Here is a 17,212-nt window from a genome sequence, read left to right on the forward strand (position 1 = left end):
TGAGAGGAAACAGAGGTGTTTAACATGTGTGCTTACCAGGTGCTGGTTGTAGATGATTCGGCCTTTATGCGCAAAATTATTACAGATTTAATTGTAAGGGATGAGTCGTTCAACATCGTAGGTACAGCCGCCAATGGCAAAGAGGCTGTAGAGAAAGTGAAGGAATTGCAGCCCGATTTGGTCACCATGGATGTCGAGATGCCTGAAATGAATGGTCTTGAAGCATTGCCATTGATTATGGCAGCCCATCCGCTACCTGTTATTATGCTGTCAGGCATTAATGAACAAGGTATGAAGGAGACCATCATGGCTCTGGAGGCAGGAGCTTTCGATTTTATAAGAAAGCCTTCCATTGCTCATGCGCAAGATATTGAGCAAGTGAGCAAGGCGCTGCTGGAACAGATGCACACTGCTATGCAAGCAGTGCGGAGCCGCCTGGAACGCAAGGAAGCTAATGAGCGCAAAGCTGCATTGGAACAAGCGGAGAAAACGCCACAGGAAAAGCCTCCAGGACAGGCTGTGACTGAGAAACGAACAGGCAGTCAAGCTTCGACAGACAAGCCTCCTGTTGTTCCGCTTGCTCCTTCACCTGCTGTATCAGCTCAGCCGAAGCGTGATGCGGGCAAGTCCGTCCCGGCAACAGCCAAGCAGGAAACTAAACGACAACAGTCTGGAACATCTGTTACAGCGGGGCGCATAGAACAGCCAGGTGCTCAGACAAGCAAGTCAGTCCAAGCACCTACTGTTCAGAAGAAGGAAGACTTGTCCAAGGGGATGGGACGAACACCAGGGCAACTAAACAGTTCTAATACGGCCGCTGGCAAATCGCTGCATGGTAAGGATAAAGCAGGGCTGGTTAAGCCGGAGCCCCGTAAGACGGTGATTTCATCAGCTACGCCTACTCCTGCGGCTGCTACGCCTCCAGTAACGGCACCTACAGTTCCTGCCACATCTAAGGGATTTTCTCTTAAAAAAGGTGTGCACACGTCCAGCTTTCGCAAACTGGTGGCGGTGGGATGTTCTACGGGCGGCCCGCGGGCGCTTAAGACGCTGTTGGAACGCATTCCTGGTGATTTTCCTGCTCCAATCGTTATCGTTCAGCATATGCCGCCAAACTTCACTCGTTCGCTGGCACAACGCTTAAACACGTTAAGTCCACTCCGAGTTGTGGAGGCTGAGCAGGGAATGACGCTGGAGACTGGAACGGCCTACATTGCCCCAGGGGGATATCAACTAAGAATTGTGCCAGGAGCCGGTGGTAAATACACTGTGTCACTGAAGATGGAGGAAGCTCGCAATGGTCACCGTCCTTCCGTAGATACGATGTTTGAATCGTTGCTCTCGTTAACCTCGTTGGAGCGGCATCTAGTATTGCTCACTGGAATGGGGAGCGACGGGGCCAAAATGATGAAAAAGCTTTATGATGCTGGGGTGCAATCCACATTTGCTGAAAATGAGGAAACTTGTGTAGTGTACGGAATGCCCCGCTCAGCAGTAGAGTTAAAATGTGTGCGTCACCTTCTGCCAATGCAGGAGATCGCCCCCAAGCTTGTACAAGTTGTGAAATAATCGGAGTGTAACTCATGGAGGAGGTGTCTCACAATGGACATGAACCAATATTTAAACATGTTTATTGATGAGTCGAATGATCATCTGCAATCTCTTAACGAAAAAATGCTTCAACTGGAAAGCAATCCAACCGATCTAGGCATCGTTCAGGTGATTTTCCGTTCTGCCCATACCCTCAAGGGAATGGCTGCTACGATGGGGTTTGAAGACCTAGCATCGCTCACTCACCAAATGGAAAACGTTCTTGATCTGGTACGTAACAACAAGCTGGCGATGCATGAATTTATATTCGATACCTTATTTAAAGGATTGGATGCTTTGGAGTCCATGGTGCAGCACATTACAGAGGGAGGCGACGGAAAAGCGGATGTCTCCTCTATTGTATCTTCACTACAATCCATCGTGAGCGGGGATTTCCAAAAGTCTGGCGCAAATGCTGCCACTGAGGAGTCTCCATCTAAAAAAGTGGACAAAAACGATAGTGCTGGGCTTGTCTTGGATCAGTTCCAGTATTCTGTACTGGAGCAATCTATTTCTGAAGGACATCGTGTTCACTATATACAGGTAACAATCAGCTCAGAGAGCCAGTTGAAGGCGGCACGTGCTTTTATGGTGTTCAATACGCTGGAAAACTCTGGTGAAATCGTCAAGGCCTATCCGTCGGTACAGGATATTGAGCAGGAGAAATTCGAGCAAAGCTTCTCGTTATATTACATAACGCAGAAAGAAGTTGGGGAGCTGGAAAAGGAAATCGCGGGTATCTCTGAAATTGAGACTGTCTCAGTGGTACAACTAGATCAGGAATCGCTTAAACAAATGAGCGAAGTTACTGCTGGACTGGCTGAGACTGCTGCAGTACAGGAAGCTCCTGTTGCCGTGCAACCACCTGCTCCTTCCCAGCCGCAGTCTCCAGCTGCGGCCTCTGTGGCTAAGCCAGCTGCAGGTAAGGCGCCAGCAGCTAAGGCAGCTGCGCCTACGCATAACCGTACGATTCGTGTAGATATTGAACGTCTGGATGTACTTATGAACTTATTTAGCGAGTTGCTTATTGACCGTGTGCGGTTAGAGCAGTTGGCAAGTGAAGCTTCCAATCCAGCACTGACAGAAACCGTAGAGCACATGAGTCGTGTGAGCAGCGATTTGCAAAACGTCGTTCTTAAATTGCGGATGGTACCAGTAGATACTGTTTTCAATCGTTTTCCGCGTATGGTGCGCGATCTGGCCAAATCGCTGGATAAAAAACTTGATTTGGTTATTACTGGAGCAGAGACTGAAATGGACCGCACTGTTATCGACGAAATTGGCGATCCTCTGGTGCATTTGCTTCGTAACTCCGTGGATCATGGCATTGAGTCGGTAGCCGATCGGATAGCAGCTGGTAAACCTGAGACAGGAACGGTTAACTTGCGTGCTTTCCATAGCGGAAATAACGTATTCATCGAGATTGAAGATGACGGAAATGGTATTAATCGCGATAAGGTACTAAACAGTGCTATTTCCAAAGGGATTTTGACGGCAGAGCAGGCAGCGGTCATGACCGACGAGGAAGCCTATCAGGTATTGTTTGCTCCGGGCTTTAGCACAGCTGCAGTCATTTCAGACGTATCAGGACGCGGTGTCGGTTTGGACGTTGTTAAATCCAAAATCACCGCTTTGGGTGGCAATGTTACGGTTCACTCTACACTGGGCCAAGGCACTAATTTCTCTGTACAATTGCCGCTGACCCTATCCATTATTGCAGCCATGATGATACAGATCGGTTCTGAAAAATATGCGATTCCATTGTCCTCCATTGTGGAAACTGCGATCGTCAAACGGACACAAATTCGTTCTGTACATGGCAATAAAATGATTGCTTTCCGCGATTCTCATATCCCGCTCATCTCCTTGAGTCAGCTGTTTGAGGTACCGGACTTCAATGAAGATGAAGAAGAAGAGACAGAGGTCGTGGTCATCCGCAAGGGAGACCGTCTGGCAGCTCTTTCCGTACAGGACTTTTTGGGGCAAAGTGAAATTGTCCTTAAAAATCTGGGCAAATACCTTCCAAACATCCAAGGAATTTCAGGCGCCACGATTCTGGGTGACGGTCAGGTTGCTTTGATCATTGACCCGAATGTTTTCATTAAATAATGTCTTCATCAGAAATGAAAGAAATGTGAAGTTGCTGACATCAATAAGGAGGGTTTTTAGACATGGGAGAAGAAATTAAAGTTATCGTATTTAAGCTTGGTGAAGAGGAATACGGTGTTGAAGTAGAAAAAGTCCAATCTATTGAACGCATGGTGCCGATTACACGGGTTCCAAGAACCTACGATTTTGTTAAAGGCGTATTCAACATGAGAGGCGTAGTCATTCCGGTTATTGATCTTCGTGGCCGATTTGGATTGCCTGAAGCTGAATATACCGATCAAACTCGCATCATTATCGTTGCAGTGGGTGAAATGCAAGTCGGCTTTATCGTTGACTCAGCGAATGACGTTATTGACCTGAATACTGACAATATCGAGACACCACCGGAAGTGATTGGCGGAGTTAAGGCTAAATACCTTCGCGGAGTTGCTAAAATTGGTGAAGAGCGCTTGTTGATTATGCTGAACTTGTCGGAAGTCCTGAATCGTAGCGAGATGAACCAACTGGAAGGCTTAGAGGATTAACATATGGAAAATCTCGGAAATCTTGAAGACTTCAAGTTGGATGTGTTGAAAGAAGTCGGCAACATTGGCTCGGGGAACGCTGCTACAGCGCTCTCCCGGCTTCTCAATAAACCGGTCGATATGGGTGTCCCCAAAGTACAAATGCTGCCCTTTGAGGAAATTGCCGAGAAAGTCGGCGGCTATGAGCAACTTGTTGTTGCAATATTTTTTAGGGTAGAAGGGGAAGCCCCCGGGAATCTATTCTTCATATTGCAGCCTCAGGCGGCAAAAAGCTTACTTTCCCGTTTGGCGAATATTCCTTCAGATGACGAGGACAGTTTTAACGAAATGGAGCACTCAGCCCTGTCGGAGATCGGAAACATTTTAGCGGGCTCATACCTGTCTTCGCTGGCAGACTTTACGCGTTTATCTATGTATCCAACAGTCCCTGCGCTGGCGTTGGACATGGCAGGAGCAATTCTCAGCTATGGACTGCTGCAGTTTGGGCAGATGGGGGATGCTGCATTATTGATTGACACATCGTTTCTGGAAGGGCAGAATCAGATAGAGGGTCAATTTTTCCTGATTCCTGATCCAGAATCGTTCGGGAAAATCTTTAGGTCGTTAGGAGTCCCGATGAACGATGATTGAGGATAAAAGCATCATTAAAGTCGGTATGGCTGACTTAAATGTTACCAGTAACCCGAACTCGATTCGCACGACAGGACTTGGCTCCTGCGTCGGATTGACTCTCTACGATCCTCATTTGAAATTGGCAGGTATGGCACATGTGATGCTACCATCCTCGGATATTGCACGTGAAGGGCAACTGAATATTGCTAAATACGCCGATACGGCGCTGCCCGAGTTATTTGAGCGGATGCTGAAATTGGGTGCTGAACGACGCAGGCTGATTGCCAAAATGGCAGGGGGAGCGCAGATGTTCGCCTTTGCTGGTAGTGGAGACACCATGCGGATTGGTCCACGTAATGTAGAATCATGCAAGGAAATGCTCGTAGATCTCGGCATTCCTTTGATTGCGGAGGACACAGGTGGCAATTATGGACGAACGATTGAGTTGGACTCTGAAACTGGCGTTTTGAATATTCGAAGCGTACAAAAAGGTGTAAAGGAATTATAAACATGTTATTTGGCAGCTTACGCATTAATCTTTGGTCTGGAGTAGTCGGATTTATTCTGACTTTTGTGTTGTCCGTTGGCAGCAATCTGCTGACCACGAGCTTAATTCGTGGCTTGATCGCCTTCGTTTTTTGGTTCCTACTTGCATTTGTGCTGCGCTGGACACTAGGTGTTGTGGCGCGGCCAGATCTGGGGAATGCCCAAAGCCGGGCAAGCTCTCAGGTAGATGGCGTAGGGGGTAACCTGGACCTGACGACACCAGACGAAAATGAAGACCTGAATGAATTGCTGAAACCGAAACCAGAGCAGACGGACGAGGGGAATAATGGTTTCGCACCTTTAAACCCACCTAAGCTGGTTTCCAACAAGGACCCTGAAGAATTGGCCAAGGCCGTTCGTCACCTGACAGACAAATAAGGAGGGTGAAGCCGATGAACGAGCGAAAAGCCGCTCATTTAAACCATTCCGAACTATGGGAACAATGGAAAGAACACGGTGACAAGGAAGCAAAAAAACAGTTAATTGAAAAGTATCTCCATATTGTGGAATATGTGTCAGGCCGTCTTGCAGTAGGATTGCCTAAAAATGTATCCAAGGATGACCTGGCGAGTAATGGCGTTATGGGTTTGATTGACGCTTTAGAGAAATTTGACTATGAGCGTGGCTTGCAGTTTGAGACCTATGCTTCTTGGCGTGTTCGTGGAGCGATTTTGGATGGTCTTCGTCAAGGGGATTGGGTTCCTCGTTCAGTTAGGGAAAAAGCGAAAAAAATCGAGGATGCCTACCAGCATTTGGAACAAAGATATCTACGCACGGTAAGCGACGAAGAGATGAGTCATTATTTGGACGTTTCTGAGAAAGAGTTTCAAAATATGATCCAGGAGGTCGCCGTTATGTCGATTGTCTCACTGGAGGACCCGATCCGCGAAGAGGAATCGGAAACACGGCTTTCCCTTTTGGTGGACGAGAAGGCGAAAAATCCGGATCATAAGGTCAATGAATTTACACTTCGTGATGCCCTTGCACAAGGCATTGATAAATTGACTGAAAAAGAACGTATCGTTGTTTCTTTATTGTATTACGAGGATTTGTCACTCAGTGAAATCGCTGAGGTCATGTCGCTATCTCCATCGCGAATTTCACAGTTGCATTCCAAAGCAATATTACGTCTGAGAGCGACATTGGACAAACAACGGGATTTGCTAATGCGTAAAGATTAACGTACGGGAGGTTACAGTAACAGTTAGACGGAAGGAGCACCCTTGTGGAGAAGCAATATGCTTTGGACCAGTTTTTAAAAGTGGTTGTCTCACCTGACAAACAAACCGCCTACTTGGAGTTTGCCAAACGTGAAGAAGGCTTTGCCTGTTCTGTGGAAGAATTAGAGCGTTTTCTAAGCAACCAAAAAATATCCTACGGTTTAATGACCGATGCAATTCGTGTATTTGCGGCAAGTCCGGAAGATCATTTCTTCGGAAAATTACTGATTGCTCAGGGAAAGCAGCCGATCCATGGCACAGACGGAAAAATTAATCTGGCTGATATTGTGACTGGCGAAGATGCACATAAGCCGCTTGAAACCGTGGATGGACGGGTGGATTATAAAGAATTAACTCGTTTAAGAAATGTAAAACGTGGTCAACTGATTGCCGAACGGGTTGATCCTGTGCCGGGTGTACCGGGGATTGCTGTAACCGGAGAGGAAATTCCTTTTCTTCCAGGTAAAGAGGCGCGTTTTAAAGTCGGAAAAAATGTAGTGATCCATCCAGAAGGTGTTGCGATGTATGCGGCTATTGACGGACTGGTGACTACGACTGAAAAGGGCAAACTTAATGTATTCCCTGTATATGAAGTGAACGGGGACGTCGATTATAGTGTCGGTAACATTGATTTTGTTGGAACCGTCGTCATTCGTGGGAATGTCTTGACTGGTTTTCGTGTTCGGGCGGCTGGCGACATTCGTGTCATCGGTGGTGTGGAAGGCGCTGAAATTGAGGCGGAAGGTTCAGTGGAAATCAGTGGCGGTATTATCGGATACCATAAGGGGTTCGTGAAAGCTGCACAAAATGTCAAATGCTCATTCATACAAGATGGTAACGTGATTGCCGGAGGCGATATACTTGTATCCCAGAGCATCATGCATTCCCAGATTAAAGCGAGTGTAAATGTACTCTGTGAGGGGACCAAAGGGCTTATCGTAGGTGGCAGTGTACAAGCTGGTAAAAAGGTAGTGGCTCGTACCATCGGTAATACGATGTCCACAGCTACTGTTATCGAAGTTGGTGTGCTTCCCGAACTGCGCGATGAACTGACAGAACTCCGCGCACGTTTGAAGCAGCAGACAGACAGTCAGGATAAAACGAATAAGGCTCTTACCATATTGGATCAGCTTGCCGCCGCCGGACAGCTTGCACCTGAAAGAATGGCTATGCGAATCAAGCTGACATCTACTAAAAAGTCTAATGAACAGGAGCTTTTGGAAACCAAGTCCAGAATGCTTGAAATTGAACGAACATTAGAGGATACAAGCCGCGCACGGGTAGAAGTGAAAAATGTAATTTACGGTGGCTCTAAAATAGTTATCGGCAGATATACAAAATTCATTAAAGATTCAGTGGAAAGAATGGCGTTTTATTATCACGAAGGAGACATCAGCATGTCCTCCTACGTGTAATTCGGCACACTGAAAAACAACATTCAACATTGTATTCCTTGGAAGACAGAACGGATGCCCAATCGGAAAGGGTGTGGTCCAATGAGCTTGAAGGCTGTTGAATTGCAAATTGCCGTACCTCGCACCAGCGAAGCAGGAAAATACCAAAGTGAGTCCCAGCAGCGGCCGATGAATGATCAAGCATTGCTTGGACAAAAGGCCGCGTTGGAGACGGAAAACATGCGTCAGCGAAGCAGTGCCGTAGACCAGTCTGCGGAAACATTCGTCGGTGATCGGCAAACAGGAGGGCAGAGCAGAGATTCTTCCCAGCAGAGCCGCTCCCGCTCAGATGAGTCTGAGCTACCTAAGGAGCATCCGGCAGAGCATCCGTTCAAGGGACACCATATTGATTTTTCGCTCTGATCCGACAGGTGGAGAAGCGTTATTAAAGGAGACGATGGGCAGTGGATCAACCATGGATTTATATTGTTCTGCTGGGCGCCGCAGCTGTTGTCTACGCCTGGCTTCTGCCTAAGCGTCAGCCAAGCCGGGGAACAGAAGAGGCCGTCGTCCAAAAGGTCGAGGCCACATTGGAGCAATATATGGCCGATATTGAAAACGATAATGACGAGTTGATTGAGCTCGTTTCGGGTATGAAGCAGGAGCATACAGTTAAACAGGCGGCATTACAGGAGCAAGTAGCTGAGCTTCGGCGCCGTATCGTGGAGCTTGAGCACCAGGCTATGTTTGCGACTGTCTCTATGCAAACCGAGCCTGTATCTAAGGAAATACAACATACAGCTACTTCTCATCAGGCAGCTGTTGCATACGGTCAATTTCAAAGTCCGCAACCTGGAATGTCTGTGCAGGAAGGCTACTCTGGTTCAGAAGCTCCCCTCATAACTATGGAGGAGCAGACGGTATTACAAGACCCTGAAACTGAGCAGGAAGCAGAGTCCATCCGTGATCGTTATCAAGAGTTGTTTGCGCTGCATGAGCAAGGCAAGTCAGTGGACTATATAGCCAAGCAATCAGGCATTCAACGGGGTGAAGTACAGCTCATATTGCAACTCGCGGAGCGGGAGGATGTAACGTGATCAAAAACCGTTCATTTATGCTAGGCATGGGTACTGGTCTGATAACGGGGGCATTGCTGTTGCAATTGGCAATGATCGGTCAGGGACAATCACAGCAATCTTCCACAGACCCGAAAAACATGACGCGAGAGCAGTTAGAAAAGGCAGCAGCCGAATTAAATCTTCAGATCAGTGACAGCTCTGATCCGAAAATGACAGAAGAGGAATGGCGTAATAAGGTGATCAAGGAAGGTAATAAAACTCCGGTTGCACCCCAAAAGGCTAAACCAGCTCAAACGCCGGCAACACCAAAGGCACCTGCAAACAGCACATCCTCGACTGCGTCTAAACCTTCGACTAGCACATCGGTTCCACAAAGTCCGAATAAGCCGCAAACTCAAAGATCCGGCACTACACCGACTCCCAATATCCCCAAGCAGCCTGCCACCCCACAAGTGCAGTATAGCATTGCATCGGGAAGCAATTTGAGAAGTGTGGCATCAGGATTGCAACGGGCAGGGGTCGTATCTGATGCTAGTGCATTTGAGGCAGCAGCTAAGGCCGAAAAAATCAATACCAAAATTCGTACGGGTACCTATCAGTTTGCTAAAGGTGAGGATTTCAGTTCTATTATTACTAAAATTACGAAAAAGCCGTCCAACTGACCAGACCGGGAAGTGGACGGCTTTTATTCATGCTGACAAGTTCGATAAGAGGCGTAAAACGTCACATTTTGCGTTGTTCCAACTATTGTCGAAAAGTTGGTTGCAACGATGCAAGTGTTATGGTATATTAATTGACGGTGTTAAAAACGCACGTCGGTTAATTTTATAGAGGGTGCTTTCCAATGGAAAGTCTTTATGAAAAATGATGTCGGCGGAGGACACACAAAAAACCAAACTTAGGAGGTGCGTGAAGATGGCAGTAATCTCCATGAAACAGCTTTTGGAAGCTGGGGTTCACTTTGGTCACCAAACACGTCGCTGGAACCCGAAAATGGATCGTTATATCTTCACTGAAAGAAACGGTATTTACATCATTGACTTGCAAAAGACAGTGAAAAAGGTTGAGGAAGCTTACAACTTCGTAAAAAGCATTGCAGCTGAGAATGGTACAATTCTGTTCGTAGGCACGAAGAAACAAGCACAAGATTCCGTTAAAGAAGAAGCAGCACGCGCTGGTCAATTCTACATTAACCAACGTTGGTTGGGTGGTACGCTGACTAACTTCCAAACGATTCAAAAACGTATTGACCGTTTGAAACAACTGGAAGCTTGGGAAGAAGACGGTACATTTGCAGTTCTTCCTAAAAAAGAAGTTATCATTCTTCGCAAAGAAAAAGATCGTCTTGAAAAATTCTTGGGCGGTATCAAAAACATGAAGGGCCTTCCGAGTGCTCTGTTCATCATTGATCCACGCAAAGAACGTATCGCGGTTGCTGAAGCTCGCAAATTGGGTATCCCAATCGTTGGTATCGTTGATACAAACTGCGATCCAGACGAAATCGACTATGTTATCCCAGGTAATGACGACGCAATCCGCGCTGTTAAATTGCTGACAGGTAAAATGGCTGATGCAGTTATGGAAGCAAACCAAGGCGAAGAAACTACAGCATAATATTTCCATTAGGAAATACCTATATGAATTAAATGAAAAGGGTGGTTGGCAGGTGTATAACCTCTCACTACCCTTTTTTTAAGGAATAAAGCACGGTATACCACTGAAAATCAAATTTGGAGGGAAATAATATGGCAGTTAATGCTAGCGCAGTAAAAGAGCTTCGTGAAAAAACAGGCGCAGGAATGCTGGATTGTAAAAAAGCGCTTGAAGAAGCAAACGGTGATTTGACAAAAGCGGTTGAAGTTCTGCGCGAAAAAGGACTTGCAGCTGCAGCCAACAAAGCAGGTCGTATTGCTACTGAAGGTGTTGTTGAATCCTACATTCATGCTGGCGGCCGTATCGGCGTACTGGTAGAAGTAAACTGCGAAACAGACTTCGTAGCTAAAACAGACCAGTTCAGAGATTTTGTACGCGACATTGCAATGCATATCGCTGCATCGAACCCTCGTTATGTCCGTCGTGAAGAAGTGCCACAGGAAGAAATCGAAAAAGAAAAAGAAATCCTGAAAGCACAAGCTCTGAACGAAGGTAAACCAGAGAAAATCGTTGAGAAAATGGTTGAAGGCCGCATTGGTAAGTTCTATGAAGAGTTCTGTTTGCTGGAGCAATCTTTCATCAAAGATCCGGACAAAACAATCTCCACGCTTATCAACGAAAAAATCAGTACAATTGGCGAAAACATCTCCCTGCGTCGCTTTGTTCGTTTTGAACTGGGTGAAGGTCTGGAGAAAAAAGAAGACAACTTCTACGAAGAAGTTATGTCTCAAGTGAAACAATAATTACCAACGAACGGTAATTGCATATGAAAAAAACGGAAATGGAACACATCAGTGTTCCTTTTCTTGCAACAGGACACCTATCCTGTTACATAAAGTATAAATGATATTGGAGGGTGATCATTTGGAAAAACCTGTATTTAAGCGTGTTGTCCTGAAAGTTAGTGGTGAATCGCTGTCAGGCCCTAACGGTTACGGTATTGATGCGGATACGATTGCGTCCATTGCTGAACAAGTCAAAGATGTGGTGGAACTGGGAGTAGAAGTTGCTATCGTGTGTGGTGGCGGTAACATCTGGCGTGGTATTGCTGGAAGTGCCAACGGAATTGACCGGGCCACGGCAGATTACATGGGTATGCTGGCAACAGTGATGAACTCACTGGCCTTACAGGATGCTTTGGAACAGATTGAAGTGCCTACGCGTGTACAAACATCCATTGCGATGCAACAGATTGCAGAACCATACATCCGCCGTAGAGCTATCCGTCATTTGGAAAAAGGTCGGGTTGTAATTTTTGCAGCAGGTACAGGTAATCCGTTCTTCTCGACTGATACTACAGCTGCACTGCGTGCCGCTGAGATTGAAGCGGAAGTGATTCTGATGGCTAAAAATAAAGTGGATGGCGTATATTCTGCTGATCCGTTTAAAGATAGCACAGCTGAGAAATATGAGCAGCTTACGTATTTGGATGTGCTCAACAAAAATCTCGGTGTCATGGATTCTACTGCTTCCTCGTTGTGCATGGATAACAATATTCCGTTGATTGTCTTTGCTATTACAGAGCAAGGTAACATTAAACGTGTCGTGCTGGGTGAGAAAATTGGTACGATCGTCAAAGGGAGTGTAAATTAATGCCACAATCTGTGAAAAAGAGTGCTGAGGAGCGCATGCAAAAAGCAATCCAAGCATTGCAACGTGATCTTGCATCTTTGCGTGCAGGACGGGCGACACCAGCTTTACTGGACCGTGTGCAGGTAGAGTATTATGGTGCAATGACTCCAGTCAACCAGCTGGCGAATGTCAATACACCTGACAGCCGGACCTTGATGATTCAGCCTTGGGACAAATCTTCCTTGGCCGATATCGAGCGCGCTATACAAAAATCCGATTTAGGTTTGACACCTTCGAATGATGGCAACACCATTCGTCTGAGCATTCCTGCTTTGACGGAGGAGCGCAGAACTGACTTGGTGAAGTTGACGAAAAAGAACGGTGAAGAAGCGAAGGTCGCTATTCGTAACATTCGTCGTGATGCAAATGATGACATCAAAAAAATGGAGAAAAGTGATATTTCCGAGGACGAATCTCGTAAATATCAGGAAGATATCCAGAAAACAACTGATAAATTTATTGCTGAAGTGGATAAAGTTTTAGCTGCAAAAGAAAAAGAAATTATGGAAGTTTAAAAGATTGGCAGCCCCTCCCTTACGGTGGGGTTTGTCTCTTTTCAAGCCTGAGGCACATTTTCAGAGAATGCTGGAGGAACTGGAATGATCAAACGGGTTCGGTCTTGGTGGAACGGGGAACAAAAACAGCAAACACCGGCCATTTCAAAAGACAATATTCCGCAGCATGTTGCTGTCATCATGGATGGGAACGGCAGATGGGCCAAACGGATTGGAATGCCGCGGATTGTAGGGCACCAAAATGGAATGAAGGCAGTGAAACGCACAGCAATTGCGGCGGATGAACTGGGTATTAAGTATTTGACTTTGTTTGCATTTTCAACTGAAAATTGGACGCGTCCAAAGGACGAAGTTGATTTTCTAATGCGCTTACCGCAGGAATTTTTGGCTATTGAGCTAGATGAGTTGATTGAAAAAAATGTGCAGGTGCGTATGATGGGAAACAAGGAACATTTACCTTCCCATACCGTTGAGGCACTGACTGAAGCGACTCGACGAACTGAAAATAATACCGGACTTGTTCTTAATTTCGCATTAAATTATGGAAGTCGGTTGGAAATCACAGAATGCATGCAAACATTGGGCCGTCAAATTGCGGATGGGAAGCTTAAAACAGAAGATATAACATCTGAGCTGATCGGTAATACGTTGCTTTCTAGTGGTATGCCAGACCCTGATTTACTGATTCGAACAAGCGGTGAGCTTAGACTTAGTAATTTTATGCTCTGGCAGCTTGCCTACAGTGAGTTGTGGTTTACTGATATTTATTGGCCTGAGTTTAAGAAAGAACACTTATACGAAGCAGTGATCGAATATCAGCAAAGAACACGGCGGTATGGCGGACTGAAGTAAATGGAGGATGAAAGCCGTTGAGACAGAGATTAATTACCGGTATTCTGGCAGGCATATTCTTTTTGGCGATGGTCCTGTGGGGCGGCTTGGCCTACCATTTGCTTATATTGGCGATGGCCCTAATCGGATTTTATGAGTTCGCACGAATGACGCAGGTATCTCCTTTTGGAGGTACAGCAATACTTGGATACGTAAGCATATTTGCTTTTATATTCCCATATGAATCTTTTGGTTTGCACTCACCCTTACCCATTGCCAGTATGCTTTGGCTGGTAATGATAGCTTTTATGATCATCACGGTAGGAACGAAAAATAAAATCCCGATTCAAACGGTAGCTATACTATTCCTTGGTACCGTTTATATAGGGTTTGGATTTTCGTATATAGCGGAATCACGTCATATGGAACATGGACTGTTATGGACTTTTTTATTGTTGGCTTGTATTTGGGCAAGTGATGCAGGGGCATATTTTGTAGGCAAAATGGCAGGGAAGACGAAACTATGGCCTGCGATTAGTCCAAACAAAACGGTCGAAGGATCCATTGGCGGCATTGTTTTAGCGTTGGTTATAGCTCTAGTATTCGCTGGATTGTCAGGTGGACTGCTGCCATGGGGCAAAGCCATCGGCATCGGTTTGTCATGTGCAGTTGTGGGACAACTGGGCGATTTGGTACAATCTGCATACAAACGAGTGTACGGCATTAAAGATTCCGGTAATCTGCTGCCAGGGCACGGTGGTATATTAGACCGCTGCGACAGCTGGATTGTCGTTTTTCCATTTGTACATATGCTGATGCTGCTTCCATGAGTCTGTTGATTACAGTTTATGCTCAGGCTTAATCTCTATGTTGCTCACTCTGCGTTATTAGAAGGATGGAACCAGTAGCATAGCTGCCTGAATAACAAACAATGAGCTCCTGGCTAAAAGTGATTTTCAGGATAGGAAGGTGCATCATGAAAAGAATTACGGTACTTGGTTCAACCGGATCTATTGGAACTCAAACGCTGGATGTAGTGTCAATGCACCCGGATCAGTTTACTGTTGAGGCTTTAGCAGGTGGTTCTAATATAAAGTTACTTGCTGAGCAGGCGCATCTCTATAAACCCAAAAAGGTGTCTGTGGGTACTCGGCAGTTGGCGGATGAAATTCGTCCTTTACTGCCTTCTGGAATGGAACTGTATTGGGGAAATGAAGGACTCGTTGAGCTTGCTGCGAACACAGAGGCGGATATGGTTGTGACGGCTGTAATGGGCAGTGTCGGATTGCACTCCACGCTGGCCGCGATTGAGGCTGGAAAACAGATCGGTTTGGCCAATAAGGAAACACTGGTTACTGCTGGTCATCTGGTCACAGCGCGGGCTCAGGCGAAAGGAGTGCCGTTGCTGCCGATTGACAGTGAGCATTCAGCTATTTTCCAATGCTTGAATGGTGAGCGTATGAAAGATGTGGCACATATTACCCTCACAGCATCAGGGGGTTCTTTTCGAGATTTGACAAGAGAACAGTTGCGTGAAGTTACCGTGGAAGATGCACTCAAGCATCCCAATTGGTCAATGGGGGCCAAAATTACGATTGATTCAGCAACGATGGTAAACAAGGGGCTGGAAGTCATTGAGGCGCATTGGCTATTCGGACTTGATTATGAGCAGATTCATGTGTTGCTTCATCCGGAAAGCATTATTCATTCCTATGTTGAGTTTCAGGATACAAGCATTGTTGCTCAACTTGGGAATCCGGACATGAGAGTACCCATTCAATATGCGTTGACTTACCCTGAGCGTATGAAGTCCCCGGCGAAGCCGTTGTCACTGGCTGAAGTGGGTAGACTCCATTTTAAGGAAATGGATTATAATCGTTTTCCTTGTTTAAGGCTTGCCTTCGAATGTGGTAAAATGGGTGGTACAGCACCGACCGCATTTAATGCAGCTAATGAGATTGCTGTTGCCCGTTTCCTGCGTGGAGAAATTTCTTTTCTGCATATTGAAGCTATTATTGAACGTGTGCTGGAGCGGCATGTCAATGTGGCTAATCCTGATCTTTCTGCGATTGAAGCCTGTGACGGAGAGACTCGTAGCATAGCTGCGGGGTTGTAGGCTAATGTTGGGTTAAGAAACGAAATGTGATTCTCTTGTGCGGGATTGGAGAATAATGATAATCTAGGAAGACAAACTCGATCTCATTGAAAGGGGAACGGAAACGATTGGAAACGATTCAAATAGTGTTGATGACGGTGCTCATGTTTTTCGTCATAGTGACGGTGCATGAATGGGGGCATTATTATTTTGCCAAGCGCGCCGGGATTCTGGTACGGGAGTTTGCGATCGGTTTCGGTCCGAAACTGTTTTCTTATAAAAGAAACGAGACGCGATTTACGCTGCGTTTGTTGCCGTTCGGTGGCTTTGCCCGCATGGCGGGAGAGGATCCGGAGATCAATGAAATTGAGACCGGACAAACGATTGCTGTACGCGTAACGGATGACGTCGTTAAAACCATCTATCTAGATCAACTGGATAATCGCAAGAATGTGGTACGCGGCGAAGTGTTGGATATTGATCTGGAACAGTCGTTAACTTTAAAATTGGATGTAGATGGCGAAGATCAGCAATACACAGTACACCCGCAAGCGATGATGGTAACCAAAGGACAATCCATTCAGATTGCACCAAAGGATCGGCAGTATGGGAGTAAAACAGTAGGACAGCGTGCGATGGCTATTTTTGCTGGACCACTGATGAATTTTATACTTGCCTTTATTCTGTTTGGTCTTCATATTCAGATGGTCGGCATACAAGTGGACAACCCGACCTATGTCCAAATTAGTGAAATTACAGCAGGTATGCCCGCTGCTGAAGCTGATTTGCATAAGGGAGATATCATCGAATCGGTGAATGGAATAGCCATTGGTGCAAATGTTGAAAACATGATCAAACTGATTGCGGATTCTCAAGACAAGCCGATGAAGTGGACGGTTCGCCGTGATAATAAGACCTTTGATCTTACTATTACACCTCGTGCAATGGAAGGACAAAAGGGTGGCAAGGTGGGCATTGTGCCTGAACTTCCAAAACGCCAAGCAGGTGTGGGTGAAACGTTCAAATTTGCCGGACAATCCATGGTCAGAACGACCGATATTATTTTCCAAGGATTTAGCCAGCTCATTCAACGTTTTTCTATCAACGACCTGGGAGGCCCGGTACGTACTTTTGAAGTGACGGGGCAAATTGCCAAGCAGGGGATTGAGCAGTTGACGTATTGGACTGCTATAATGAGTCTTTATCTGGGGATATTTAATTTATTGCCTATTCCAGCACTGGATGGAAGCAGACTTGTTTTCCTTGGTGTGGAGGCGGTAAGAGGACGTCCCGTTGATCCGAGCAGGGAAGGAATGGTCCATTTCGTTGGTTTTGCTATGCTATTCCTGCTTATGATTGCGGTCACGTATAACGATATTTTACGCTTAATTAATGGTTAATTAGAGACGGAT

19 protein-coding genes are annotated in these 17,212 nt (G+C 46.1%); all 19 read left to right on the forward strand.

Going from position 1 to position 17,212, the window contains the following annotated elements; genetic code table 11:
- Positions 1 to 24: 24 nt before the first annotated feature.
- The 19 genes from JOE49_RS15465 to rseP all read left to right on the forward strand — a co-directional run bounded on the left by JOE49_RS15465 (position 25) and on the right by rseP (position 17,200).
- Entirely contained in the window at positions 25 to 1,569 is a 1,545-nt protein-coding gene (locus tag JOE49_RS15465) for a chemotaxis protein CheB (protein WP_209943636.1), read from the forward strand.
- 33 nt (positions 1,570 to 1,602) lie between these two features.
- On the forward strand, positions 1,603 to 3,699 hold the full coding sequence (locus JOE49_RS15470) for a chemotaxis protein CheA (RefSeq protein ID WP_023988203.1): 2,097 nt from the start codon (positions 1,603 to 1,605) through the stop codon (positions 3,697 to 3,699).
- Positions 3,700 to 3,761: 62 nt separating this feature from the next.
- Positions 3,762 to 4,223, forward strand: coding sequence for a chemotaxis protein CheW (locus JOE49_RS15475; protein ID WP_007430046.1), 462 nt, complete (start codon positions 3,762 to 3,764; stop codon positions 4,221 to 4,223).
- A gap of 3 nt (positions 4,224 to 4,226) precedes the next feature.
- Complete coding sequence (locus tag JOE49_RS15480; RefSeq protein ID WP_023988204.1) at positions 4,227 to 4,853, forward strand: chemotaxis protein CheC; 627 nt, start codon at positions 4,227 to 4,229, stop codon at positions 4,851 to 4,853.
- Positions 4,846 to 5,343 (forward strand): chemotaxis protein CheD, encoded by a 498-nt coding sequence (locus tag JOE49_RS15485; RefSeq protein ID WP_010346358.1) that lies wholly within the window; start codon positions 4,846 to 4,848, stop codon positions 5,341 to 5,343. Before JOE49_RS15480 ends, JOE49_RS15485 begins: the two co-directional genes overlap by 8 nt.
- 2 nt (positions 5,344 to 5,345) lie before the next feature.
- Entirely contained in the window at positions 5,346 to 5,759 is a 414-nt protein-coding gene (locus JOE49_RS15490; protein ID WP_013309910.1) for a hypothetical protein, read from the forward strand.
- A gap of 14 nt (positions 5,760 to 5,773) precedes the next feature.
- Complete coding sequence (locus tag JOE49_RS15495) at positions 5,774 to 6,562, forward strand: FliA/WhiG family RNA polymerase sigma factor (protein ID WP_013309911.1); 789 nt, start codon at positions 5,774 to 5,776, stop codon at positions 6,560 to 6,562.
- 44 nt (positions 6,563 to 6,606) lie between these two features.
- A complete protein-coding gene (locus JOE49_RS15500) occupies positions 6,607 to 8,016 on the forward strand; it encodes a DUF342 domain-containing protein (RefSeq protein WP_023988205.1) in 1,410 nt (469 codons plus the stop codon).
- A gap of 81 nt (positions 8,017 to 8,097) precedes the next feature.
- On the forward strand, positions 8,098 to 8,418 hold the full coding sequence (locus JOE49_RS15505; protein ID WP_209941762.1) for a hypothetical protein: 321 nt from the start codon (positions 8,098 to 8,100) through the stop codon (positions 8,416 to 8,418).
- Positions 8,419 to 8,459: 41 nt separating this feature from the next.
- The gene (locus JOE49_RS15510) at positions 8,460 to 9,092 is read left to right on the forward strand and encodes a hypothetical protein (RefSeq protein WP_209941764.1); all 633 of its coding nucleotides are present in this window, start codon (positions 8,460 to 8,462) and stop codon (positions 9,090 to 9,092) included.
- Entirely contained in the window at positions 9,089 to 9,736 is a 648-nt protein-coding gene (locus tag JOE49_RS15515) for an endolytic transglycosylase MltG (protein ID WP_209941773.1), read from the forward strand. Before JOE49_RS15510 ends, JOE49_RS15515 begins: the two co-directional genes overlap by 4 nt.
- 253 nt (positions 9,737 to 9,989) lie before the next feature.
- Complete coding sequence (gene rpsB, locus JOE49_RS15520; RefSeq protein ID WP_013309916.1) at positions 9,990 to 10,688, forward strand: 30S ribosomal protein S2; 699 nt, start codon at positions 9,990 to 9,992, stop codon at positions 10,686 to 10,688.
- Positions 10,689 to 10,819: 131 nt separating this feature from the next.
- Positions 10,820 to 11,470, forward strand: a complete 651-nt coding sequence (gene tsf / locus JOE49_RS15525; RefSeq protein WP_013309917.1) for a translation elongation factor Ts — start codon at positions 10,820 to 10,822, stop codon at positions 11,468 to 11,470.
- A 121-nt stretch (positions 11,471 to 11,591) separates the two neighbouring features.
- The gene (pyrH, locus tag JOE49_RS15530) at positions 11,592 to 12,320 is read left to right on the forward strand and encodes a UMP kinase (RefSeq protein WP_013309918.1); all 729 of its coding nucleotides are present in this window, start codon (positions 11,592 to 11,594) and stop codon (positions 12,318 to 12,320) included.
- Positions 12,320 to 12,874, forward strand: a complete 555-nt coding sequence (frr, locus tag JOE49_RS15535; protein WP_023988209.1) for a ribosome recycling factor — start codon at positions 12,320 to 12,322, stop codon at positions 12,872 to 12,874. The genes pyrH and frr overlap by 1 nt, the downstream gene beginning before the upstream one ends.
- 84 nt (positions 12,875 to 12,958) lie before the next feature.
- Positions 12,959 to 13,726: an isoprenyl transferase gene (locus JOE49_RS15540; RefSeq protein ID WP_023988210.1), complete on the forward strand. Its 768-nt coding sequence runs from the start codon at positions 12,959 to 12,961 to the stop codon at positions 13,724 to 13,726.
- Between the two features lie 17 nt (positions 13,727 to 13,743).
- Complete coding sequence (locus tag JOE49_RS15545; protein WP_209941775.1) at positions 13,744 to 14,535, forward strand: phosphatidate cytidylyltransferase; 792 nt, start codon at positions 13,744 to 13,746, stop codon at positions 14,533 to 14,535.
- 146 nt (positions 14,536 to 14,681) lie between these two features.
- Positions 14,682 to 15,821, forward strand: coding sequence for a 1-deoxy-D-xylulose-5-phosphate reductoisomerase (locus JOE49_RS15550; protein ID WP_209941784.1), 1,140 nt, complete (start codon positions 14,682 to 14,684; stop codon positions 15,819 to 15,821).
- Positions 15,822 to 15,928: 107 nt separating this feature from the next.
- Positions 15,929 to 17,200: an RIP metalloprotease RseP gene (gene rseP / locus JOE49_RS15555; RefSeq protein WP_023988213.1), complete on the forward strand. Its 1,272-nt coding sequence runs from the start codon at positions 15,929 to 15,931 to the stop codon at positions 17,198 to 17,200.
- Positions 17,201 to 17,212: the final 12 nt, after the last annotated feature.

This window comes from Paenibacillus sp. PvR133, assembly GCF_017833155.1.
In the GTDB taxonomy this organism is placed as follows: Bacteria; Bacillota; Bacilli; order Paenibacillales; family Paenibacillaceae; genus Paenibacillus; species Paenibacillus polymyxa_B.